The sequence below is a fragment of the Agrobacterium sp. 5Ca39 genome, assembly GCF_055382365.1.
Map to the genome: position 1 here is coordinate 1,574,090 of NZ_AP026437.1, position 22,281 is coordinate 1,596,370.

Genomic DNA, 22,281 nt, shown 5'->3' on the forward strand with positions numbered 1-22,281 from the left:
CATGAACAATGCCTACCTAACCTACGCCGCAAAGCGGCTCGGCCAGGCGATCGTCGTCATCCTTCTGGCCTATGTCTTCACCTTCGTGGTCGTCAGCGTCCTGCCTGGCGACCCGATCACCAGCGTTCTGCGGAACCCGCAGAACGGCTTTACCGAGCAGGAGATCGCCGAAATCATTGCGGCACAGGGGCTGGACCAGCCGATCATCGTGCAGCTCTGGCACTCCCTGTCGGCCTTCCTGACAGGCGATCTGGGCATCTCGATGCGCTCCAACCGACCGGTCTCGACGCTCATCGCCGAGGTGCTGCCATCGACGCTGGTCTTGGCCACCGCCGGGCTGACCGTGGCGCTGATCCTCGCCTTTGCGGTCGCCTACGGCACGCAGGTCGTGCCGAAGCGTTACGGACAGGGATTGCTGCGCGCCTTCCCTTCCCTGTTCCTGTCGACACCCAATTTCGTCATCGGCCTGTTTCTGATCCACCTTTTCGGTTTTCAGCTCAGGCTGTTCCGGGTCATCGAACCCGACAGTTTCTGGGCCACGCTGTTTGCGGCGATCACCATCGGCATACCGTTTTCCGCACAGATTGCGGAGGTTCTGATCGCCAATCTCGATCATGAGGCAGAGCAGGATTACGCAGCGGTTGCCCGCAGTCGCGGCATCGGGCCAAGACGGCTTTTCACAACACATCTCCTCAAGCCTGCCTCCTTGCCCGTGGTGACGGTTATCGCCCTCACCGTCGGCGAACTTCTGGGCAACTCGCTGATTACGGAGACGGTATTCGGCCGCACCGGTATCGGCAGTCTCGTCCAGCGTTCCGTCAGCACTCAGGATCTGCCGGTCCTGCAGGCGATCGTCTCGCTGGGGGCCGTGGTGTTCGTCGTCGTCAACCTCATCGCCGATCTCCTCTATCCGCTGCTCGATCCAAGGGTAAAAATTATCGTTGGCCGAAAACGCCGCCTGTCGACGATCGATGACACGTCGCTTGGCCTTGAAACGGGGGCCAAACCATGAGCCTTATTTCCAGCCCGGCTTCCATCAGCAATCCGTTGGAGAGACTGAAAACTCTCAACATAACTGCAACGGTCGCCCTCTCCCTGCTTGTCATCGCAATCGTCGTCGCCTGGTCGATTGCACCGCAGCTTTTCACCACCCAAAGCCCGATCAACGGCGTCCCGGCTGACAAGCTTCTTGCGCCAAGTTTTGCCCATTGGTTCGGCACGGATCATCTCGGGCGCGATCTCTATACACGGGTCGTTTATGGCACCGCTTCATCTGTATCGAGCGCTTTGGTCGCTGTCGTCATCGGCGTCGTCATCGGCGGTGTGATCGGTCTGCTTGCCGGATTTTTCGGCGGCTGGGTGGATATCGTCTTTGCACGTTTTGTCGACGTGCTGTTATCCATCCCGAAGTTCCTGCTGGCGGTCATCATCGTCACCGCAATCGGCTTCGAGACAATCAACGCCGCCATTGCGACAGGCATATCGGCGATCGCCTTCTTCGCCCGTGTGGCGCGCTCAGAGGTCATCAAGACGCGTCAGGCGACCTTCGTGGAGGCGTCGTTTCTCTCGGGTGGCTCACGCGGCTACATTGTGCTGAGACATGTGCTGCCAAACGCATCCCGCTCGATGTTGCCGCTGGCCGTCCTGCAATTCGGCGAGTCCATTCTCGTCATCGCCAGCCTCGCCTTCCTCGGCTACGGCGATCCGCCGCCCTCTTCCGACTGGGGCCTGCTGATCTCGATCGGCAAGGACTACCTCAAATGGCCCTGGCTCGTTTATGCGCCCGCGTTCGTTACGATCGTGACCGTCCTCTCTGTCAACAGGATCAGCCGATGGCTTCGCAAATCGCATTGAAAACAGCGCCGACCCCTCCCCGGATAGTGGCAGAGGCTCCGCAGCCCGCCATACCCCTGCTCGGCGTTGAAAATCTTGCCGTCTCCTACGGGCGGCAGGAGGTCGTGCACGGTGTCAGCTTCGAGCTTGGGCGTGGCGAAAGTCTTGCGCTGATCGGAGAATCCGGTTCGGGAAAGTCGACCATAGCAAAGGCTGTACTAAGACTGCTTCCCAACGGCGCAAACGCCACGGGCCGGGTTGTTTTCGACAGGCAGGACATTCTGGCATTGCCGGAACGACGCTTCAGGCCTTTTCGTGGCCGCGAAATCGGCTTCGTGCCGCAGGATCCGGGCAACTCTCTCAATCCTGTGAGAACAATCGGCGCGCAGGCGCTGGAGGCGGCAGCGCTGACGGAAGAGGCCAACCCCGCAATCCGCAAGCTCCTCATTCTGGAAACATTCGCGAAGGTGGGTCTCGACAATCCGCAACGGGTTTACGATTCCTATCCGCATCAACTGTCGGGCGGAATGCTGCAGCGTGTACTGATCGCGCTCGCAATATTACCGCGCCCCGCATTGCTGGTGGCGGATGAGCCGACGTCGGCGCTCGACGTCACAATCCAGAAACGCATTCTCGATCTCCTCTCCCGTCTTCGCGATGAGCTGAACATCAGCCTGCTTCTCATCACCCATGATCTCGCAATAGCGGCGGAGAGGGCGGACAATCTCGTCGTGCTGAAGAACGGCGTCGTGCAGGAAGCGGGCAGGACATCGGCTGTTTTTTCCTCCCCCTCCTCTCCCTATGCCAAAAAACTCCATGGCGACGTGCCCGCGCTCAACCCGGAGCGTTATGCCAAATTTCGCGATCCGGGGTTCAGCCTTCTCGATAGTGACAAATCGCCAAAGATCGCTGTCAGCGGCGTTACCAAGCGCTTCACCGTCGATGGCAAAACCCTGACCGCTGTGGATGATATTTCGTTTACGGTTCCGGCAGGCACGACACACGCGCTTGTCGGCGAATCCGGCTCCGGGAAAACCACGACCATCCGCCTGCTGCTGGGGCTCGAGCAGCCGGAAAGCGGCACCATCACGGTTGCCGACGAGAGCGTTACAAGCAAGAGCCGCGCTTCCCTGCGGTCGGTATGGCGGCATCTGCAACTGGTTTACCAGAACCCGTTCACGTCACTCGACCCGACATGGAAGGTGGGCCAGCTTGTTCGTGAGCCGCTCGACAGATTCGAGATCGGTACTCCGAAGCAGCGATCCGAGCAGGTGCGGGAAGCTCTCGCAAATGTCGGCTTGAGCGAGCACCTCATGGAACGCAAGCCATCAGACCTGTCAGGCGGGCAGCGTCAGCGTGTGGCAATTGCCCGTTCGCTGGTCCTCAAGCCTGATGTGATCGTGTTGGACGAACCCACATCCGCTCTCGATGTCAGCGTTCAGGCGGATATCGTCGAGGTTCTGCTGTCGCTGCAGGCGAAGCTCGGACTGACCTATGTCTTTGTTTCGCATGACCTCGCCCTCGTCAGGCAACTTGCGCACAGCGTTTCCGTGATGCAGCGAGGCCGCATTGTCGAACATGGGACCGTCACCGAGATTTTCGGCAATCCGCGACACGAATACACCGCGTCGCTGCTGAACTCCATCCCATCGGGCATCGCCGGAACGGCCCGCACCCATGCAGCCCCGCACGCGCTGCGGAAGGAACAACTCGCATGAATATTGCAGCAGCGTCGCGCGACCTTCCCGCATTGTTCCGGCCGAAAAGCCGGCTGGGTTTCAATACGCGGGTATCATTCAACGACGATGACGGTCCGGCAAAGGGGCTCCGACAGGGCATAGAATTGTTCAGACAGGCGGAAAGGCTGGGGTATCAGTCCGGCTGGGCCGGCCTATCAGCGCCATTTCGACCACTATCTTTCTTCCCCGTTGCCCTTCTTTGCGGCGGTCGGCCAGCATACACGGCACATTACGCTTGGCTCCGCCGTCATCCCGATGCGTTATCAGGACCCTATTCTGCTGGCCGAAGCGGCGGGCACGACCGACCTGCTGATCGACGGCCGGCTTGAACTCGCGATTTCAACCGGGGCAAATGGGGCGTTCGATGCCGTATTCGGATCCGTGGATACCGATGCCCGGACAGAGGCAAAGCGGCGACAGTCGCGTTTTCTTGCCGCCATTGCCGGTGATGTTCTGCACGTTGTTACGCCGAACGACGTTGGTGCGCCTCCGGGAGCCGAGTTGCGGGTGACCCCACACAGCCCCACCTTGCGCAGCCGTATCCGACAGGGCTCCGCCAGTATCGATTCAGCGATTCAGGCCGCCGAACTCGGTATCGGCCTGATTTCCGGTACCGTCCTTCACGATCAGGACGAAGGCGAGACGTTTGGCCAATATCAGGCGCGTATCATCGATGCCTATCGCACTCACTGGCTGCGAATCTGGAAGACAACGCCGCCTCCGGTCGCCGTTGCAGCGTCGATCCTGGTCGGCACCACTCCGGAACTGCGGGAAAAATATGCCGCCTATGACCTTGAACGTCGCACAGTCGGCATTGCGGCCTCACGCCCGAAGGGTGCGCTGGCTCCTGCCGGCCAACCGGCTGGTGCCATGATTTCCCCCGTTTTTCAGGGCGCACCGGATACGGTCATTGAGGCGGTACTGAGCGACCCCGGGCTGGCGGCCGCAGATGAGCTCGTCCTCTTTTTGCCTCCGGCTTTCGGATTGACCGAAAACGTAAGATTGCTCACCGATCTTGCGACGACGGTTGCTCCCTCCCTGGGGTGGAAACCCGGCCCTTATGACGCAGATGCAGGCCCGGCGGCAATCGCCGGTTCTAGGCCACCAGAATAGTCAGGCAATATTTTCTACATTTTCCATAGAAATAGAAAGACCTGTCTTCCTCATATGCCACGTCGGCTTTAGCTTTCACTCGACATTAGAAACAGCAAGGAGCTCCCATGGCTGCGGAATTCATCAGCGTCAGCTTTCCCAACGCATCCAATGATCTGAACCCCATCCCTGATGCTCCGGTCGATCCGCTGTTTCTGGAACGTTACGCGCGGGCACTGGATGACTACGGGTTCAACTACACGCTCATTCCCTATTCCTCCTCTTCGTTCGATCCTTTCACGCTGGGTGCGACGGTGCTTGCGCACACGAAGAACATCAAGATCATTGTCGCGCTCCGCCCCAACACGGTTTATCCGACGGTTGCGGCCAAGTCCCTCGCCACACTCGACCAGTTGAGCGGCGGACGCGTGGTCGTCCACTTCATCGCGGGCGGGAGCGACGAGGAGCAGGCACGCGAAGGCGATTTCCTCAACAAGGAAGAGCGTTACGAGCGTCAGGAAGAATATATCCGCATTCTTCGCCTTGCATGGGCTTCGACGGAGCCGTTCGATTTCGAAGGCAAATATTACCAGTTCAAGCAGTTCCGCAGCGCCGTGCGTCCGACCAATGGCCTTATCCCGATTTCGCTCGGCGGCTCTTCGGATGCTGCTTATCGTATCGGCGGCTCCCTTTGCGACATTTTCGGCCTTTGGGGCGAACCGCTGGCTGAAACAAAACAGCAGATTGACCGTATCTACGCCGAAGCCGCAAAAGCCGGACGCACCGACCGCCCCCGGATCTGGGTGACATTCCGGCCGATCGTCGCCGAAACGGATGAACTGGCCTGGGAAAAGGCGCACAGGGTTCTCGACCGTCTGAACGAGAACCGCCAGAAAGGCCTGTCTCGTGCCCCGGTCAATGCAGCACCTCCTGCCAATATCGGGTCCCAGCGTCTGCTGGATATCGCCAAGCGCGGCGACGTCCATGACCGCGCACTCTGGTATCCGACAGTTACCGCCACCAATGCCAGCGGCGCGACTACCGCCCTGGTCGGGTCGCCACGCACGATCGCCGACTCCATTCTCGACTATATCGACCTTGGCGCCGATCTGATTTCGATCCGTGGATACGACAACTATAATGATGCCGTAGACTACGGACGATACATCCTGCCCCTCGTCCGCGAGGGTATTCGCGAACGCGAAGAGGCGAAGAAGAAGGCAGCCGCCTGATCACGGCAGTCCGACCACGCCGTCGGACCGATCCACCTCTCTTCCAAGACCGGGATCATCCACCCCTGTGACGGATGATCCCGCCTGCCGACCATGAGAAAGCCGCTATCCGCATGTCCTATGACCCCACCGCACTCGACGCAGCCGCGCGCGTCCTTTCCGAAGCCGCACCGGATGCGGATCAGACCGGTCAGTTTCCCTGGACCGGTATTCGCGCCGTTCATAAGGCTGGACTTCTCGAAAGCACGGTGGCCACGCGTTATGGCGGACCGGGAGGAACCTTGAGCACCGCAGCCCATATTCTGGCGGCGCTCGGGCGAGGCGATCCTTCTGTAGCGCTTATCAGCGCAATGACGATTTTTACACATCTCGGGCAGGCCACGAAGGGCCATTGGCCGGACGGTCTCTACAGGGAACTTCTTTCACAGGCAAAGCAGCAGCCGCTTCTTCTGAACGCCGCGCGTGTGGAACCAGAGCTGGGGTCGCCGGCCCGCGGCGGATTGCCGTCCACGCGTGCGCACCGGACGGCAAATGGCTGGTCGATCACGGGCCGCAAGCGCTTCGTAACGGGTGCCTATGGCCTTACCCATTTTCTCGTCTGGGCGCATACCGATGAGGTTCAGCCACGAGTCGGCACCTTCGTTGTCCCCAACGGTCTGCCCGGCATCAAGATTATCGAGAACTGGAAAAGCCTCGGCATGCGGGCGACCGGTTCGCACGATGTCGAGTACACCGAAGTTGAAATCCCGGCAGAAAATGTGCTGGAGCTCGTTGATCCCTCGGTCGCCCAGCAGGATAATCGCGGCCACGCGGCAATGACGCTTGCACTCACTGCCATCTATCTGGGCGCGGCCGAAGCCGCCCAAGAAGCGTTCATCCGCTTCGCGCATGAGCGCGTGCCGGCTAATCTTGGCCGCCCGATTGCGCAAACGGAACGTTTCGTTGAACTCTCGGGTGAAATCGACCTTCTGGTTGCCGGCGCCCGCCAGATCATCTTTGGCGCGCTCGCAAACCATATTGGCGATGCCGAACACCTGATAAGGGCCCGCCTTCTCGCCGGGAGGCAAATCCGCGACGCTGTCCAGCTGGCGGTCCGCGGCATCGGCAACCCCGGTCTCAATGCCGATCTCGGGCTCGAGCGTCATTTCCGGGATATCCAGTCAGTCCTCGTCCATGCACCTCAGGAAGACACGTCCGTCGCCATTCTCGGACGCGCCGCCTTTGAGAAGTGGAAGACCGGCGAGAATGATCGATCGGCACATCCGGCCGGGCTGTCAATTCTCAAGACGGCCTAGGGCGCGCAGACAGAAACCGCATTTATGCAGGATCACCCGAAAGAAAGTTCAATGAGCAACAATCTGATCGTCGGTTTCTCCGGCAACACATCGCGGCCATCAAGCACAAAGCGCTTCGTCGAAAGCGTCAGCGAGGCGCTGGCCGGCCAACTGGGCCTGCAACATCAGGTTTTCGACGTTGAGGATCTCGGCCCCTCCCTAAGCTCGGCACGATCCGTAGCGGACCTGGAAGGCAGCGCGCGGCAGGTCGTTCAGACCATCATCGACGCTGAAGCTCTGGTGATCGGTTCACCAACTTACAAGGGAAGCTATACCGGCCTCTTCAAACACGTCATCGATCTTCTCGATCCCGCCGACCTCAGGGGCAAACCTGTCATCTTGACCGCGACAGGCGGCGGAGACCGGCACTCGCTTGTGGTGGAACACCAACTCAGGCCGCTATTTGCCTTTTTCGAAGCCTTCGTGACGCCGACCGCAATCTACACCTCCGGCCGGGATTACGTGGAAGGACAGGTTTCTCCCGTGGTGAACGCCCGGGTAAATCAGGCAATCGCAGAAGCCGCGCTTCTCGTCAAAGCTCGTTTCGGAAACGTAACAATCGCGGCAGAATAATTTAGAAATGGACGGCTTTTGCCAAGGCAGTCTGCAGGCGCGACAGAACACTATCGGAATTTGGCGGAACCCGCCGCGACAGCGCCGGTGGCTTTGCCTTGCATCCCGCTGGATGGTAGTGCAAAGCGTCTAGACGGCGTGCCGGCAGGATCAATCTGCAGGGATCGGCGCGTCACATGTCCGCGACCACGTTTGCGCGTAGCTCGGCGGCACCGCACAAGGGGATAACGACGCCACGGACACGCGTAGCGCCCGTGGATGTGATGATAAACGACAAGCAAGCTGAACTTAATCAGATTCTCCTCGTGGGCTGCTTTTGCTTGAACAGCTTTAGCTAAAGCAAGAGCAACGTACCCTAGATGCGGGCGCCGCCCGTTGCATCGATCATCTGGCCCGTAGTCCAGCGGGCATCGCTGGATGCGAGGAAGGTAATCAAGTCGGCGATATCCTCCGCCTTTCCGACGCGCGAAAATACAGAGAGGGCTTCGGCGCCAGCGCGCGCTTCCGGAGACGACAGCCACTCTGCATTCATGTCGGTTTCCGTGACACCCGGCAGCACGGCATTGACTGTGATACCGCGCGTAGCAAACTCCGGTGCCAGCGCCAATGTCAACGTTTCCAGCGCGCCCTTGGACGCGGCGTAAGCGGGATGAGTCGGCGCTGCGATCCGCGTAAACCCGGTCGAGACGTTGATAATACGGCCGTTTTCACGGATGTGGTCGGCCACGGCCTGGATCAGAAAAAACGGCGCCTTGTAGTTGATCGTCATCACCTCATCGAACGCGGCTTCGCTCGTCTGCGTCAATGGCAGTGCGGGCGCGATACCGGCATTGTTCACGAGAATGTCAAGAGCGGTCGAGCCCGTCTCGATCTGCGCTGCTTCGCTGAACTGCGCCCACAGGCTGTCGGCCGCGTCCTTGCCCTGTCTGAGATCGGCCTTCACGGCGACGGCCTTGACGCCGAGCCCTTCGATCTCGTGCACCGTGGCATTGGCCGCATCCGCGTTGGCGGCATAATGCACGCCAATCAGCGCGGCACCCTCCCTGGCAAAGGCAAGGGCAACCGCCCGGCCGATCCCGCGTGAACCTCCAGTGATAAGGGCTGTCTTGTCTGCAAGTCGTCTGGACATTGATCACTCCGTTGCCAATATAAATAGTGACCCCTACAATAAGGAGCGAAACGCATCTGTCAACAATATAATAGGGATCACTATTTTATGGAGACACCAGTCCGCAGACGAGGCAGACCCCGCCTGCTCGATCGCGACGTTGGGCTCGACATCGCGGCACGGCTGTTTTGGGAGCGCGGTTACGAAGGAACCTCAACCGCCGATCTGACGAAAGCGATGGGCATCAATCCGCCGACGCTCTATTCGATGTTCGGATCGAAGGAGGAGTTGTACCGCCAGGCGCTGGATTTCAGCATTGCTCGTGAAAACAGCCGTCGATCCGACATATTGCAGTCCGATCTGCCGCTTTACGAAGCTCTGAGGCTTTACCTCTACGATATTGCCGATGGAGACACCCAGCCGGACAAGCCGCGCGGATGCATGGTCTCCACGGCCGTCCTGCAGCATGCGGAAGAAAATGCGTCCGTAGCGCGTCTGACGGCGACATTGCGCGAGGCATCAATGCAGGCCCTCAAGACCCGCTTCGACCGTGCAGTCGACGAAGGGGAACTGCCGGCGGGAACCGATACCGACACGCTTGCCCGCTTTTATGGTGCAATCATCCAGGGCATGTCCGCCCAAGCCTGCGACGGTGCCTGCAACGCCTTGCTGAAGCGGCTGATCGACCTTGCTCTCGCAGCTTGGCCCGGAACGCGTATCTCCTGACAGGGAGCAGGCCCGCCGGGTGAGCTGACGATCATATCGTTACCCAGATCGGAGCTGATAACTGAAAGCCTGCGGCAGAACGGAGAATTCCGCAGCCCTTCGGGTCGGCACGTTCTCAGATCTGCACTGGCTTGATGGTGTCTATACGGACATCGCCGTCCATCACCCCTCGCGTCAGACCCTGTCGATCGTGTTCCACTTCGATCACCGTATAGAGTTTTTCATCTCTAAAGGCGCTTGCATTCAACGTCGACACGTCTTCAGCGGGAAGGGCGTCGATCTCCATGAAATCGAGTTCCGCGCCTGCAGCGACAATCCGTGCATCACCCGCCGTCCGCGCTGCGACGACCACGGTTCCGTGGGCAGGCGCATTCTGCCAGCGTGGGTCGTCCGGCGCCGCAACAGGTTCAAGGCGATAAACATTGAGGGTTTCGCCGGCGGCCGTTCCGCGCGCTATCTCGGTGGCATCGTCAAACTGAGCCTGGCTTTCAAGCGAGTAGCCGAACCGATTGGCGGTCGTACCCGTGTTTTCGGCGTAACCGCCACCCGTGGATTTTGAGTTAGACATGATATCTCCTCTCTTTTCCGCCTTGACCCTTGGTACAAACCGCGGACCTTGTCGAAGTGTTCCAAGCCCGGTCGGAACTCAGCCATTAGCCAACTGGCAGCAGCGGAAATTTCAATCATCGGTCAGTCCCGGCTCCGGGTCATTGTCCGGTTTCATCGCTACTCTCACGGGAAGACGCAGACGCCAACACCCAACACTGTGTAACCGGAATACTATTCGAGCACCCGGATCCGTCTCGATGCTGCAACCGGCTATTTACCAGCGAGCGACACTGAAAAGAGCCGGCTGGACCCCCGACCGGATCACCGTCGCGGAACCTTGTCAGCCGACGAGGTTTTAAGACGAACTTGGCTGGAGCAAATTCTTGAGCTGAAATCGAGCTTTAAAGAGTTGAACTGGATCCGGTGAGGTGAAGGAGACACAATTTGCCAATCATTGCCACTGCGGCCTGGTCCATCCCGAGAAAGGTGGCCGACCGGTTCCCGGCAGAAGGGAGCGGCCTTCAACGTTACGCCTCGGTCTTTGATGGAGTCGAAATCAACTCCACATTCTACCGTCGGCACAAGGCGTCCACCTTCGCGCGGTGGGCTGAATCCGTGCCCGACACCTTCCGTTTCTCTGCAAAGATGCCCAAAGAGATTTCGCATACGCGCAGAATGAACCATATAGCCGAACCGTTTGAAACTTTCATAGAAGACCTTGCGCCACTGGGTCGAAAGCGTGGACCGCTTCTGTGTCAGCTTCCGCCATCGCTTGCCTTTGATATCCGGGCGTCAGACAGGGCGTTCGAGGCGATGCGTGGGTCTGATAACGGGCAGATTGTCATTGAAGCCCGGCACGAGAGCTGGGCGTCGCAGGACGCGATTGATTTGCTGAAAACATACAAGATTGACCGCGTTTTCGCCGATCCGGCGCTCGTGTGGCCTGCGGAAACCTTTAACGAACCCCCGCGATATGTTCGCCTGCACGGAAAACCAAAGATCTATTATTCCACTTATAGCGACGATGAGATCAGGCACTTTTGCGAACTCGTTGCGCCTGACGGTTGGTGCGTCTTCGACAACACCGCCTCAGGCGCTGCAATCGAGAATGCTCTGAGCATGACATCCATTCCCGCACGCGATCCTGCGCGCAGGGCATCAGGATGATGCAGCCGCACTTGCGATATCAGTTCCGCGGACGAGGCAGGGATGATACACCACGATATTCCCGCAAATTCACTGCAATTCCACCCATCATATTCCGGATCCGAAAAGCTCGCGGTCATCATCCCCTTCCCAGGGAGATGGCGCCGATAGCCCACCGGTATTCGCCGCCGGAACCGGCATCCAGCACTTCAGCTCCGGTTCCGCATATTCAATTATCCGACCCGGTGAGGAGTCTGAAGCTCGCCAGCCTTCTGCTCCGAGCCGGTCGCCATTGGACCAATAAACAAGATCCACCTGTGCCGGGCCTTGCTCCGACGAGCGGATCGTCACGAGAATCCGGGTACCGTCTTTCGGTGCGCTTGTCATGTGACGCCACGGCTGGTCCATTTTTGCTCTCCCTTGCCAATGCCTTAAGCTTTGCCTCGCCGTGAGAGGCGGTCAATTCAAACTTTTTGAAACTCACACAATGCAAACGCTTCGCTTCCAGTCCCGGCGGCAATACGCCTGTGACAATCTTCCGCGAACGGGAAAAAGCGCATCGCGAGCGGGCCGGCGATCATGTTTGAAGAGGTCGTCATCTCCTGCCCTTCCTTCGCGACACGGGAGTGGCCCGAGAGCCATGTCGGCACGCCTAGCGGCAAAGGCTAACGTGCGGATGACGGAGACCTGAAAAATCGTAAACGCGCCATAGGGATTTCCCATGGCGGCCATCGGTTTAGTAAAGGGCTGCTGCTTCACCAGCCCACCCTGCATTTCTCGTTGATGAACGACAGGCTGATCGCAGCCAGCGTCGCTGGCGCACAAATGTTACTGAGGGCGATGATCCACGGGAACCCGTGACGGCCGGCCGCTATATGCCGCCCATGCAGAGATATTTCATTTCAAGATAATCCTCCATGCCGTGGCGCGAGCCTTCGCGGCCGATGCCGGATTGTTTGACACCACCGAAAGGAGCTGCTTCCGACGACATGCGGCCGGTATTGATACCGACCATGCCATATTCCAGGGCTTCGGCAACACGCCACACGCGCTTGAGATTGGAGGCGTAGAAATAGGCAGCCAGACCGTAGATCGTGTCATTGGCTTCACGAACAACCTGCTCCGCATCGTCGAAACGGATGATCGGCGCTAAAGGTCCGAAAGTCTCTTCCTGCGCCACCCGCATCGCGGTGGTGACGCCGGTGAGGACCGTTGGTTCGAAAAAGGTTCCGCCATTGCCGACACGCTTGCCGCCGCACCTTATTGAGCCGCCTCTTGCGCTGGCGTCGGCCAGATGTGCCTCGATCTTGTCGATGGCGTGGCTGTCGATCATCGGACCGATGGTCACCTCGGGATCGAAGCCGTCGCCAACCTTCAATTCTGCCACCCGCGCAACGAATTTTTCCGAAAACTCATCGTGAACCGCCGACTGGACATAGATGCGATTGGCCGAAACACAGGTTTGGCCGCCATTGCGGAATTTCGCCTGAATGGCGCCTTCCACGGCTTCATCAATATCGGCATCGTCAAAAACGATGAAGGGTGCATTGCCGCCCAATTCGAGGTTGAGCTTCTTTATCTGCGGCGCGCATTGGCTCATCAGCAGCCGCCCGACTTCGGTTGAGCCGGTGAAGCTGATCTTGCGTATCCTGGCATTGGTGCACAATTCCGCACCGACATCGGCACCGTGACTGGCATAGATAAGGTTAAGCGCCCCCTCCGGAAAACCGGCAAGCCGCGCGAGCACGAACATTGCCCCTGCCACCAGCGGCGTCTGTTCCGCTGGTTTCAATACGATGGCACAGCCGGCGGCAAGTGCGGGCGAAATCTTGCGGGCGACCATGGATGCTGGGAAATTCCACGGCGTGATGGTGCCGACCACGCCCACCGGCTGCTTGATAACCAGCATCCGCCGATCGTTGGAAGGGGCGGAAATCGTTTCGCCATAGATGCGGTTCGCCTCCTCGGCATACCATTGCACGTAAGCAGCGGCATGGGCGACTTCGGATTTTGCCTCCGTCAGCGGTTTACCCATTTCTGCCGTCAGGATCGTTGCGAGGTCGTCCGAATGGAGAATAATCAGTTGGTGCCAGCGGCGCATCACCGCGCTCTTATCCTTGGCCGGCAGGCTCTGCCACACGCCCTGTGCTTCAGCCGCGCGATCGATCGCGTCCCGGGTTTCCAAGGGCCCCATATCCGGCAGCCGCGCAAGCAGCGCACCGGTCGAAGGATTTAAAACATCGAATTCCGCGCCCGACCAAGCCTTGCCGCCGAGAGCGATGCCTGCAAGATCGGAAAACAGATCCGGCCGGGCAAGCCTGCCGAGGAGAACAGGATAAAGCGACAAGGACGGTTCCCCCTTTGACACGACAACCCGAGCACGCCGACCAGCCGCTATTTCAGCGAATGACCGTCGGCTGACGGGCACCGGCACAGGTGGTAGCGCCGCACCGGAAAAACGTCAATCTTGCGCGTGCATTTCCGACAATCGATCAAGAAAATTCATGAGTCATCACACGCATCGGCGATGAAAACCGCCCTCCCCTACATCGATTATGATTTGAGATATCCAACGGCAGCTGGTTCGACGCTGGCCATCCAACAGGTCGCCGTCCGAATATGGGCGATCCCGTCCAGCGCCAGCGCCGGTCAGCACGTCCGCTGCAGCAATATTGGCGACAGCGTGCTCTCCGGCCCCCGGGGGGCCAATGACGAAGACGTTTTCTTACTTCGTCTTTGCCGACAGGGTGGGCCACTCATGCCAGGCTCCCTCAAGCACAAACCCGCCGAAATCGGCGGGTTTGGCGCGATTTGAAGGGCACCCGGATGGATGCGCCCTTGTGGTTTACGCGAAGCGGAAGTCATCGATGACGAATTGCTTGGTCTTCACACCATCGAAGGTAATCGTCGACCCGTCCTTGAAGGCGATCTCGGCACCGTGGTCGCCATCCGTGAAGACCCCGGAGGCGATAAACGCCTGGTAATCCGCAAAGACGTCCTTCGAGAGTTCGACGACATCCTTGCCGTCAGCGCCGGCCTGGAAGTCCGTCACCACATCCCGGCCGCTGCCGGCCGCGAAAACGAAGGTATCCGCACCACTGCCACCGGTCAGCACATCGTTGCCCGCCCCGCCGATCAGCGTGTCATCGCCCGATCCGCCGTTCAGCTGGTCGTTGCCAGCACCGCCGTGAAGAACATCATTGCCGGCGCCGCCCTCGACGATGTCGTTGCCGTCACCAGCAACAACACGGTCGTTGCCAGCGCCCGCATCCACCATGTCGTTGCCGGCACCGGCCAGCAGCGTTCGTTGCCGTCACCGCCTTCCAGCATGTCTTTTCCATTACCGCCCGTGCACCTGATGATCCGCGCCTCTATGGCGTCAAATTCCTCAGCATGCGGCTTGGCCTGTGCGTGCCCGTCTTTCACACGCTGGCGGCGCGGGAGAGCGTCTTCGTGGCAGAGCTTGAAGGCCTGTCCTTTGTCATGCGAGAGCGGGGATCGCGCACCCGCGAAATCTTCGAAAAGAACCTTGCCGATCACGGCATCTCCATCCAGCCCGTCATAGAAATCTCCTCCCGCGAGGGCGTGCGAGAAGCCATCGCCAACGGTGTGGGATGCGGCGTGGTGGCCGATCTGGAATTCGGTCACGACGCGCGCCTTTCCTTCGTGCCGCTCTGCGATGCCACCGAACTCATCGATGAATATGCGATCTGCCTTGCCGAAAGACGACATCTGCCGCTGGTGCGAAGATTCATCGAGGAAGCGGGGCGGGTTCTATGACATTGGCCGTCCTCTCCCGGCAGCAGCCGGAAGGAGGATCAGCCTATCCTCCCCCGCCTCGGCCGCCATCACTCTGCAGGTTTCGAAGCCGCGCTTTCAATATAGGCAATGAGATTGTCCAGATCTTCCGGCTTGCTGATGCCGGCCAGCGCCATCTTGTTGCCAGGGATTTTCTTTTTGGGCGCGCTCAGGAATGCCCGCAATTCTTCCGGCGTCCAGACGAGGCCTTCCTCGCCCGCTTTTTTCATTGCGGCCGAGTAAGTATAGTCCGGCACGCCGCCCGCCGCGCGGCCGATAATCCCGTTAAGCTGCGGGCCGACCCTGTTTTTAGCGCCCTCACCGATGGCGTGACAGGCGGAACACCGCTTGAAGACGGCCTCGCCCTTGGCAACATCGCCCTCCGAAAAAGCAGGAATGGCGCTTGCGGCAAACATTGCCGCCGCGATGATTGTTATTTTGTGCATCGTGTCATCCTTGTCTTGCCGCTTGAGTACGACCCGTCCGCGGAAGCAGACGGGTCGGCGATTTTCTTCAGGTCGTGCCCCAGGCAGGCGTGCCCTTCTTGTAGGGAACGCGATCCACGAAGCCACCGGGAATCTCGTCATAGACGAGAACTTCCGTGGCGCCGATCTTCGAGGTGAAGAAACCAAGCAGTGTCAGCTGCTTGACCAGCGTGAAAGCATGCGGTTTTGCCGGCGACTGTTCCGCTTTGGCCTGTTTGTCCAGCACAGAAAGCAGCGCCTGGCGCTGTTCGGCGGTCAAATCCACAAAGGCCTTCCCGTGTTCGGCCTGACTGCGTTTCTCGATGTCGGAAATGGCCGAAAGGAAGAGTGTCCGCTGTTCGTCAGTGTAGCAATCGGCCGCATAGACGGCCATGAATGCACCGACTTCCGCGTCCTTCGCGCCCGGCGTGGAGGTCCGCGGAATGATGGTTTCCGCCACCTCGTCCAGAAAGCGGATTTCCTCGGGCGTAAAGACATGGGCACCCCCGGCGGGCCTGGCAGCGTTTTCGGCGGCTGTCAGGATATCCGCACCGATCAGCGGCAGGCCGGTCGCAACGGCTATGAGTTTCAGCAGTTCGCGTCTGTTCATCACAGGTTCCCCTTCTTCAGTTCGGAAACGGCGAAATCGGCCGCACGCGCGGTCAGCGCCATATAGGTCAAGGACGGGTTGACGCAGGAGGCCGAAGTCATGCAGGCGCCATCGGTGACGAAGACGTTCTGCGCATCCCAGACCTGGTTGTTGCCGTTAAGGACAGAGGTTTTCGGGTCGCGTCCCATGCGGGCCGTTCCCATTTCGTGAATGCCCATGCCCGGCGCATAGCTGCCACGACTGGGCTTGACGTTCTTGATGCCGACCGCCTCGAACATCTCGACGGCGTCATTGACCATGTCTTCGCGCATGTCGAGTTCGTTCTGCTTCATCTCGACATTCATGGAAAGGACCGGCAGGCCCCACTTGTCCTTCTTCTCATGATCCAGCTTCACGCGGTTCTCATGATAGGGCAGCATTTCACCGAAGGCGGTCATGCCGATGGTCCAGCCGCCCGGCTCGGTCAGCGCTTCCTTGTAATCGGCGCCGATATTCAGTTCCGCGATCTCCCGCTCCCAGCGCGACCGGCTGGCGGAGCCCTGATAACCGAAACCGCGCAGATATTTGCGCTTGTCGTCACCGGTATTGCGGAACCGGGGAATGTAGAAGCCCGCCGGACGGCGACCCTTGAAGTAGAAGTCCTCGAAACCTTCCACCTGGCCGGTGGCGCCCATGCGGAAATGGTGATCCATAACATTATGGCCGAGTTCGCCGGAGCTGCTGCCAAGCCCGCCTTCCCAGACATCGGTGGCCGAGTTCATCAGCACCCAGGTCGAGTTCAACGTCGATGCGTTCAGGAAGATGATGTCGGCGGTATATTCATAGGTCAGGTTTGTCTCGGCATCGATGATCTCGACGCCGCGCGCCTTCTTCTTGTCCCTATCATACAGGATTTCCTTGACGATGGAGAAGGGACGAAGCGTGAGATTTCCCGTAGCGACCGCTGCCGGCAGGGTGGATGCCTGCGTACTGAAATAGCCGCCGAAAGGACAGCCCAGCCTGCATTTATTGCGGAACTGACAGCGCGTGCGTTCCTGATCGGGAAGTTCCTGGGTGATGTTGGCGCAGCGCGAATTGATGAGGTGGCGCGTGCCCTTGAACGCCTTCTTCAGCCGGCTTGCGACATCCTGCTCCACGAAATTGAGAGGAATGGGCGGCAGGAATTCCCCGTCAGGAAGGATGTCCAATCCCTCGCGGCTGCCTGAAATGCCGGCGAAGCGCTCGACGTAGTCATACCAGGGGGACACGTCCTCATAACGGATCGGCCAGTCAACGGCGATGCCTTCTTTTGCATTGGCCTCGAAATCGGTCTGCGACCAGCGATAGGTCTGGCGTCCCCACAGCAGCGAGCGGCCGCCGACATGATAACCGCGGAACCAGTCGAACCGCTTTTCCTCGACATAGGGCGTTTCCTGCTCATCGGCCCACATGCCAAGCGTCGCCTCTTCCAGCAGATAATCGCGGCTGAGAACGGGATATTTCGCCTTCATTTCCTGCGTGGCGCGGTTGCGATGGGGGTAGTCCCAGGCTTCCTTGTCGGCATTCTGATAGTCGGTGACGTGTTCGATATTGCGGCCACGCTCCAGCATCAGAACCTTCAGGCCCTTCTGCGTGAGTTCCTTTGCGGCCCAGCCTCCACTGATGCCCGAGCCGACAACAATCGCATCATAATGATTGTTTGCCATGATAACTCCTCCGATGTGAGCTTGGAAAAAACGACAGGGCAAAGCGCTTCCCGTCGCGGCGCGGCGGAAAATGGACATGCGTCTGTCGAACCTCATGCTCCCCGCCGAAACCGGCCGCCGGGGAGCGGTTCTGGTTTTACTGGCAGCGTTTACTGAATGGTCGGCAGGTGTTCGTTGAGGAACGCGTTGCCCTTGGTTACGACCGCTTCGGCATCGAGCGGAAGGTCGTGCTCGAGGATGAACCATTTTGCGCCGGCATGTTTGGCCGCCGGCAGGATCGTCTTCCAGTCAAGCGTGCCGGTGCCGAGTATGGCGAAGCCGCGTTCGTTTTCCGCCGTCCCCGCCGGTGCATTGTCCTTGGCGTGGATGGCAAAAACCTTGCCCGTCAAGGTACCGAGGAATTCTGCGGGATCATTGCCGCTGCGCGCCACCCAGGCGACGTCGACTTCGGCCTGCAGTTTCGGGCCGGCGGCGTCGAGCAACAGTTCCAGCGCCGTCTTGCCGTCGAACTTGGCCATTTCAAAGTCGTGGTTGTGATAGGCCATGGAAAGGCCCGCAGCGGACAGCTTGTCCGCATAGCCACCCAGTTCCTTGCCGAAGGCGGTCCAGCCAGCGGCGTCCTTCGGTCGGTCTTCCGGCTTCAGGAAAGGTACGGTCACGACAGGGTTGCCGACAGCCTTCTGTTCGGTGATGACCTCGTCGAGATTGCCGCGCAGCTTGTCGATCGGCACATGCGAGGAAATGACCTTGATCTTGTGCTTTTCGAGAAGCGTGTTCAATTCGCTGGCGCTGACCTTCTGCATGTCCACTGTTTCCACCGCGGAAACGCCCGCGCGGTTGAGGATCGTCAGCTGCTCCTCCAGCGTTCCGGAATTGCGCAGCGTATACATCTGCGCGGCAATCGGCAGGGTCTTGCTGTCATCGGCAAAAACCGGATTTGCGAAACCGGCCGCCAATGCTGCGACGACTGCCATGCCTGCGAATTTTGACTTGAACGTTTTCAAACGCGTAACTCCCTTTCCGTTTGATCAATATGACGACACGTGTCCTTTGCCGGGCACCGCCTTCGGCACCCTGTGTCGTCTCCTCCGATAGGCTGCGACCTAGATATCGATATTGATCCAGGTCGAGGTCTGGCTGGAGCGAACGGCGGCATCGATGAATGCGAGACCCGCAAGGCCGTCCTCCATGCCGGGGTAAATCACCTCCCCGGCGGCTGCTTTTCCCTCCCTTTTGGCAATGATTGCATCTGCGGCTTCGCGGTAGATCGTCGCGAAACCCTCGAGGTATCCTTCCGGGTGCCCCGATGGCACGCGGCTGACACGGTTGGCCGCGGCTCCTGCGCCTGCGCCGTTGCGGGTTATGAGCCGCTTCGGCTCGCCGTAAGGGGTGAACCACAGCTCATCCGGCACGCGGTGGTGCCATTCAAGCCCGCCCTTTTCGCCGTAGACCCGCAGCGACAGCGCGTTTTCATTGCCGACTGCGATCTGGCTTGCCCAAAGCATGCCCTTGGCGCCGCTTTCGTAACGCAAAAGAATATTGGCGCTGTCATCCAGCTGCCGGCCCGGCACGAAAGAGGTCAGGTCGGCATAAAGACTCTTCGGGATTTCACCGGTAACGAAGGCGGCAGCGTTGAAGGCGTGGGTGCCGATATCGCCGATGGCCCCGCCCGCGCCGGAGCGGCTGGGATCGGTGCGCCATTCCGCCCCCTTCGCACCGGTCTTCTCAACCGCCTCGGTCAGCCAGTCCTGGGCATATTCGGCCTGAACGTGGCGCAGCTTGCCAATGGCTCCATCAGCCACCATCTGCCGCATCTGCCGCAGCATGGCGTAGCCGGTGTAATTATGCGTCAGGACAAACAGGCTGTCCGACGCCCTGACGATCTCGGCCAGCGCCTTTGCTTCCTCAAGTGTCGCGGTCACAGGCTTGTCGCAGATGACGTGAATACCGGCCTCGAGAAAGGCCTTTGAGGGCGCAAAATGGAGGTGATTGGGCGTCACGATGGCGACTGCCTCGATACCGTCGTCTCGACCGGCCTCTGCCGCAGCCATCTCCTCGAATGAGGCATAGGAACGCTCCGGCGCGATGCCGAGCAGGGTTGCCGAAGCGGCCGCACGCGCGGGATCGGAGGAAAGCGCTCCGGCCACGAGCTCGTAACGGTCATCCAGCCGGGCCGCTATGCGGTGCACCGCACCGATAAAGGCGCCCTGACCGCCGCCGACCATTCCGAGACGGATACGGCGGCTGTCGAATTTTTTTGGTGCGGAAGACATGGCTATCCCTTTCAGAGGCCGAGAAGGCGACGATTGGCGGCATCATCGACGCCGCTCTTGGCGAAATCGTCGAAGGCCCGCTCGGTCACACGGATAATGTGGTTTTCAATGAAGGCGACGCCTTCGCGCGCGCCGTCTTCCGGGTGCTTCAGCGCACACTCCCATTCCAGAACCGCCCAGCCATCGAAATCATATTGGGTGAGCTTCGAGAAAACCGCGCCGAAATCGACATGCCCGTCGCCCAGCGAACGGAAACGGCCCGGCCGATCGACCCAGCTTTGATACCCGCCATAAACGCCGGAACGGCCGGTTGGATTGAACTCGGCATCCTTGACGTGGAAGGCGCGGATACGCTCGTGGTAGATATCGATGAAGCCGAGATAATCCATCGCCTGCAGCACGAAATGCGAGGGATCGTAGAGGATGTTGGCGCGCGCGTGGTCGCCGGTGGCTTCGAGAAATCGCTCAAAGGTGACGCCGTCATGCAGGTCCTCACCCGGATGCAGCTCGTAGCAGAGATCCACGCCATTTTCCTCGAAGGCATCGAGAATGGGTGTCCAGCGCTTGCCGAGCTCGGCAAAGGCCATTTCGACAAGGCCCGCCGGGCGCTGCGGCCACGGATAAACGAACGGCCAGGCGAGCGCGCCGGAGAAGGTCGCATGGCTCTTGAGGCCGAGATGCCGCGACGCCTTCGCTGCGCATATCAGCTGATTGACCGCCCATTCCTGCCGCGCCTGCGGCTTTCCGCGCAGTTCGGCCGGAGCGAAACCGTCGAACATCTCGTCATAGGCGGGATGAACGGCAACGAGCTGGCCCTGAATATGCGTCGAAAGCTCGGTGATCTCGACACCGATCTCGACCAGACGGCCCTTGATCTCGTCGCAATAGTCCTTGGATTCCGCAGCCTTTTCCAGATCGAAGAGCTTGGGGTCGGTCGGCACCTGGATGCCCTTGTAGCCGAGCGAAGCCGCCCATTGGCCGAGATTGTCGAGCGTATCGAAAGGGGCCTCGTTTCCGGCGAATTGCGCGAGGAAAATCGCCGGGCCTTTGATCGTCTTCATGTCCTTACACTCCTTGCATTCACAGTCTGGCCGCTACCGGTGCGGCGGTCGGCACGGCGCGACCGAGCCGCGCACCACCAGTTCCGTATCCAGCACGATGGTCTCGGCGGTGCGTTTGCCATTCAGCCTGTCCACCATCAGCGCCATGGCCCTTCGGCCCATTTCCTGCCGGGGCTGACGCACCGTCGTCAGCGGCGGCTCAAAGGCATTGGCGAAGATGATATCGTCGAAGCCGATGACGGAGACGTCACCCGGGACCGACAGACCCCTGCCCCGCAACTCGCTGATCGCGCCAATCGCCATCTGGTCGCTCGATGCGAAGATCGCGGTAAAGACAATGCCGCCTTCGAGAAGGCCCGCAATCGCCTGCCGGCCGGCCTCAATGCTGTAATCACCCGTCACCACCAGTTCGTCGGCATAAGCTATGCCGGCCTCCGCAAGTGCCGCGCGGTAACCATCGAAACGTTCCTGCGCCAGACTTTCCGGTACGGGACCGGCCAGATGCACGATCCTTTCATGTCCCGCTTCCATGAGGTGACGCACGGCGTTCATCGATGCGGCGCGGTTGTCCACCTTGACGGTCGGCAGCTCGAGGCCGGGCACCGTCTCCGACGCGATGACGATCGGCGGCAGCGCATCGCCCTGATCGAGAAGCTCGGACGGGAACTGCCCGGTCATCAGGATGAGGCCGTCGGCATGTTTCTGCCGTACCATATCGATGTGGGTCGCCACACGGTGCTCGTCATTGCGGGCATCGCCCATAAGCACCTTGAAGCCCGCTTCGCCCGCCGCTTCCTCAACACCCTTGTAGATTTCGAGATAGAAGGGGTTGCCGATATCGCGCACGAGAAGGATGACGGTGTTGTTGGATTGGCGGCGGAAACTGGCCGCCTGCGCATTGGGAACGAAGTTCGCCTGCCGAACGGCATCGAAAACCTTCTTGCGGGTTTCCGGGCGAACCTTGTCGGGTTGCTGCAGCGCGCGCGATACTGTCGCGATGGAGACACCCGCGAGAGCTGCAACTTCCCTGATATTCGAACCGTGTTCTTTGCTCATCT

23 protein-coding genes and 1 pseudogene are annotated in these 22,281 nt (G+C 59.8%); 11 read left to right on the top strand and 13 right to left on the bottom strand.

Annotated elements, in window-relative coordinates; genetic code table 11:
- The first annotated feature begins 1 nt into the window (after position 1).
- The 7 genes and pseudogenes from ACZ47E_RS20905 to ACZ47E_RS20935 all read left to right on the top strand — a co-directional run bounded on the left by ACZ47E_RS20905 (position 2) and on the right by ACZ47E_RS20935 (position 7,803).
- Positions 2-1,012: an ABC transporter permease gene (locus ACZ47E_RS20905; protein WP_022562823.1), complete on the top strand. Its 1,011-nt coding sequence runs from the start codon at positions 2-4 to the stop codon at positions 1,010-1,012.
- On the top strand, positions 1,009-1,854 hold the full coding sequence (locus ACZ47E_RS20910) for an ABC transporter permease (protein ID WP_004445358.1): 846 nt from the start codon (positions 1,009-1,011) through the stop codon (positions 1,852-1,854). The genes ACZ47E_RS20905 and ACZ47E_RS20910 overlap by 4 nt, the downstream gene beginning before the upstream one ends.
- Positions 1,833-3,551 (top strand): dipeptide ABC transporter ATP-binding protein, encoded by a 1,719-nt coding sequence (locus tag ACZ47E_RS20915; RefSeq protein ID WP_022562824.1) that lies wholly within the window; start codon positions 1,833-1,835, stop codon positions 3,549-3,551. Before ACZ47E_RS20910 ends, ACZ47E_RS20915 begins: the two co-directional genes overlap by 22 nt.
- Positions 3,548-4,685: pseudogene (locus ACZ47E_RS20920) on the top strand (LLM class flavin-dependent oxidoreductase). The gene ACZ47E_RS20915 and the pseudogene ACZ47E_RS20920 overlap by 4 nt, the downstream one beginning before the upstream one ends.
- 107 nt (positions 4,686-4,792) lie before the next feature.
- Positions 4,793-5,896, top strand: a complete 1,104-nt coding sequence (locus tag ACZ47E_RS20925) for an LLM class flavin-dependent oxidoreductase (protein ID WP_004445361.1) — start codon at positions 4,793-4,795, stop codon at positions 5,894-5,896.
- A gap of 113 nt (positions 5,897-6,009) precedes the next feature.
- Positions 6,010-7,191: an acyl-CoA dehydrogenase family protein gene (locus tag ACZ47E_RS20930; protein WP_048902886.1), complete on the top strand. Its 1,182-nt coding sequence runs from the start codon at positions 6,010-6,012 to the stop codon at positions 7,189-7,191.
- Positions 7,192-7,242: 51 nt separating this feature from the next.
- A complete protein-coding gene (locus ACZ47E_RS20935; RefSeq protein WP_022562827.1) occupies positions 7,243-7,803 on the top strand; it encodes an NAD(P)H-dependent oxidoreductase in 561 nt (186 codons plus the stop codon).
- A 355-nt stretch (positions 7,804-8,158) separates the two neighbouring features.
- Here ACZ47E_RS20935 and ACZ47E_RS20940 read toward each other — a convergent pair whose 3' ends face one another.
- Positions 8,159-8,932: an SDR family oxidoreductase gene (locus ACZ47E_RS20940; protein ID WP_022562829.1), complete on the bottom strand. Its 774-nt coding sequence runs from the start codon at positions 8,930-8,932 to the stop codon at positions 8,159-8,161.
- 87 nt (positions 8,933-9,019) lie between these two features.
- On the opposite strand from ACZ47E_RS20940, the gene ACZ47E_RS20945 reads away from it, so the two are divergent.
- Positions 9,020-9,637, top strand: a complete 618-nt coding sequence (locus tag ACZ47E_RS20945; RefSeq protein ID WP_022562830.1) for a TetR/AcrR family transcriptional regulator — start codon at positions 9,020-9,022, stop codon at positions 9,635-9,637.
- Between the two features lie 115 nt (positions 9,638-9,752).
- On the opposite strand, the gene ACZ47E_RS20950 is transcribed toward ACZ47E_RS20945, so the two are convergent.
- Positions 9,753-10,205, bottom strand: coding sequence for a hypothetical protein (locus ACZ47E_RS20950; protein ID WP_022562831.1), 453 nt, complete (start codon positions 10,203-10,205; stop codon positions 9,753-9,755).
- 425 nt (positions 10,206-10,630) lie between these two features.
- On the opposite strand from ACZ47E_RS20950, the gene ACZ47E_RS20955 reads away from it, so the two are divergent.
- Positions 10,631-11,353, top strand: coding sequence for a DUF72 domain-containing protein (locus ACZ47E_RS20955; RefSeq protein ID WP_022562832.1), 723 nt, complete (start codon positions 10,631-10,633; stop codon positions 11,351-11,353).
- 87 nt (positions 11,354-11,440) lie between these two features.
- Here ACZ47E_RS20955 and ACZ47E_RS20960 read toward each other — a convergent pair whose 3' ends face one another.
- From ACZ47E_RS20960 to ACZ47E_RS20970, 3 genes are all read right to left on the bottom strand, one after another.
- On the bottom strand, positions 11,441-11,740 hold the full coding sequence (locus ACZ47E_RS20960) for a hypothetical protein (RefSeq protein WP_004445373.1): 300 nt from the start codon (positions 11,738-11,740) through the stop codon (positions 11,441-11,443).
- A gap of 56 nt (positions 11,741-11,796) precedes the next feature.
- Positions 11,797-11,931, bottom strand: a complete 135-nt coding sequence (locus ACZ47E_RS20965; RefSeq protein WP_272913824.1) for a hypothetical protein — start codon at positions 11,929-11,931, stop codon at positions 11,797-11,799.
- 272 nt (positions 11,932-12,203) lie between these two features.
- Positions 12,204-13,634 carry an NAD-dependent succinate-semialdehyde dehydrogenase gene (locus tag ACZ47E_RS20970; protein ID WP_048902958.1) on the bottom strand — a complete coding sequence of 477 codons (1,431 nt, stop codon included), beginning with the start codon at positions 13,632-13,634 and terminating at the stop codon, positions 12,204-12,206.
- A 165-nt stretch (positions 13,635-13,799) separates the two neighbouring features.
- Here ACZ47E_RS20970 and ACZ47E_RS20975 point away from each other — a divergent pair, with 165 nt between their 5' ends.
- A complete protein-coding gene (locus tag ACZ47E_RS20975; protein WP_048902888.1) occupies positions 13,800-14,147 on the top strand; it encodes a hypothetical protein in 348 nt (115 codons plus the stop codon).
- 30 nt (positions 14,148-14,177) lie between these two features.
- On the opposite strand, the gene ACZ47E_RS20980 is transcribed toward ACZ47E_RS20975, so the two are convergent.
- On the bottom strand, positions 14,178-14,609 hold the full coding sequence (locus ACZ47E_RS20980) for a calcium-binding protein (protein ID WP_022562835.1): 432 nt from the start codon (positions 14,607-14,609) through the stop codon (positions 14,178-14,180).
- Between the two features lie 116 nt (positions 14,610-14,725).
- Here ACZ47E_RS20980 and ACZ47E_RS20985 point away from each other — a divergent pair, with 116 nt between their 5' ends.
- Positions 14,726-15,112, top strand: coding sequence for a LysR substrate-binding domain-containing protein (locus tag ACZ47E_RS20985; RefSeq protein ID WP_022562836.1), 387 nt, complete (start codon positions 14,726-14,728; stop codon positions 15,110-15,112).
- 68 nt (positions 15,113-15,180) lie between these two features.
- Here ACZ47E_RS20985 and ACZ47E_RS20990 read toward each other — a convergent pair whose 3' ends face one another.
- The 7 genes from ACZ47E_RS20990 to ACZ47E_RS21020 form a co-directional block, all read right to left on the bottom strand.
- Positions 15,181-15,576, bottom strand: a complete 396-nt coding sequence (locus ACZ47E_RS20990; protein WP_022562837.1) for a c-type cytochrome — start codon at positions 15,574-15,576, stop codon at positions 15,181-15,183.
- A gap of 67 nt (positions 15,577-15,643) precedes the next feature.
- The gene (locus tag ACZ47E_RS20995; protein ID WP_022562838.1) at positions 15,644-16,204 is read right to left on the bottom strand and encodes a gluconate 2-dehydrogenase subunit 3 family protein; all 561 of its coding nucleotides are present in this window, start codon (positions 16,202-16,204) and stop codon (positions 15,644-15,646) included.
- The gene (locus tag ACZ47E_RS21000) at positions 16,204-17,889 is read right to left on the bottom strand and encodes a GMC oxidoreductase (protein WP_022562839.1); all 1,686 of its coding nucleotides are present in this window, start codon (positions 17,887-17,889) and stop codon (positions 16,204-16,206) included. Before ACZ47E_RS21000 ends, ACZ47E_RS20995 begins: the two co-directional genes overlap by 1 nt.
- A 149-nt stretch (positions 17,890-18,038) precedes the next feature.
- A complete protein-coding gene (locus ACZ47E_RS21005) occupies positions 18,039-18,893 on the bottom strand; it encodes a sugar phosphate isomerase/epimerase family protein (RefSeq protein WP_022562840.1) in 855 nt (284 codons plus the stop codon).
- 99 nt (positions 18,894-18,992) lie between these two features.
- A complete protein-coding gene (locus tag ACZ47E_RS21010; RefSeq protein ID WP_022562841.1) occupies positions 18,993-20,162 on the bottom strand; it encodes a Gfo/Idh/MocA family protein in 1,170 nt (389 codons plus the stop codon).
- Positions 20,163-20,173: 11 nt separating this feature from the next.
- The gene (locus tag ACZ47E_RS21015) at positions 20,174-21,223 is read right to left on the bottom strand and encodes a sugar phosphate isomerase/epimerase family protein (RefSeq protein WP_022562842.1); all 1,050 of its coding nucleotides are present in this window, start codon (positions 21,221-21,223) and stop codon (positions 20,174-20,176) included.
- Between the two features lie 33 nt (positions 21,224-21,256).
- A complete protein-coding gene (locus tag ACZ47E_RS21020) occupies positions 21,257-22,279 on the bottom strand; it encodes a LacI family DNA-binding transcriptional regulator (RefSeq protein ID WP_022562843.1) in 1,023 nt (340 codons plus the stop codon).
- Between the last annotated feature and the right edge of the window lie 2 nt (positions 22,280-22,281).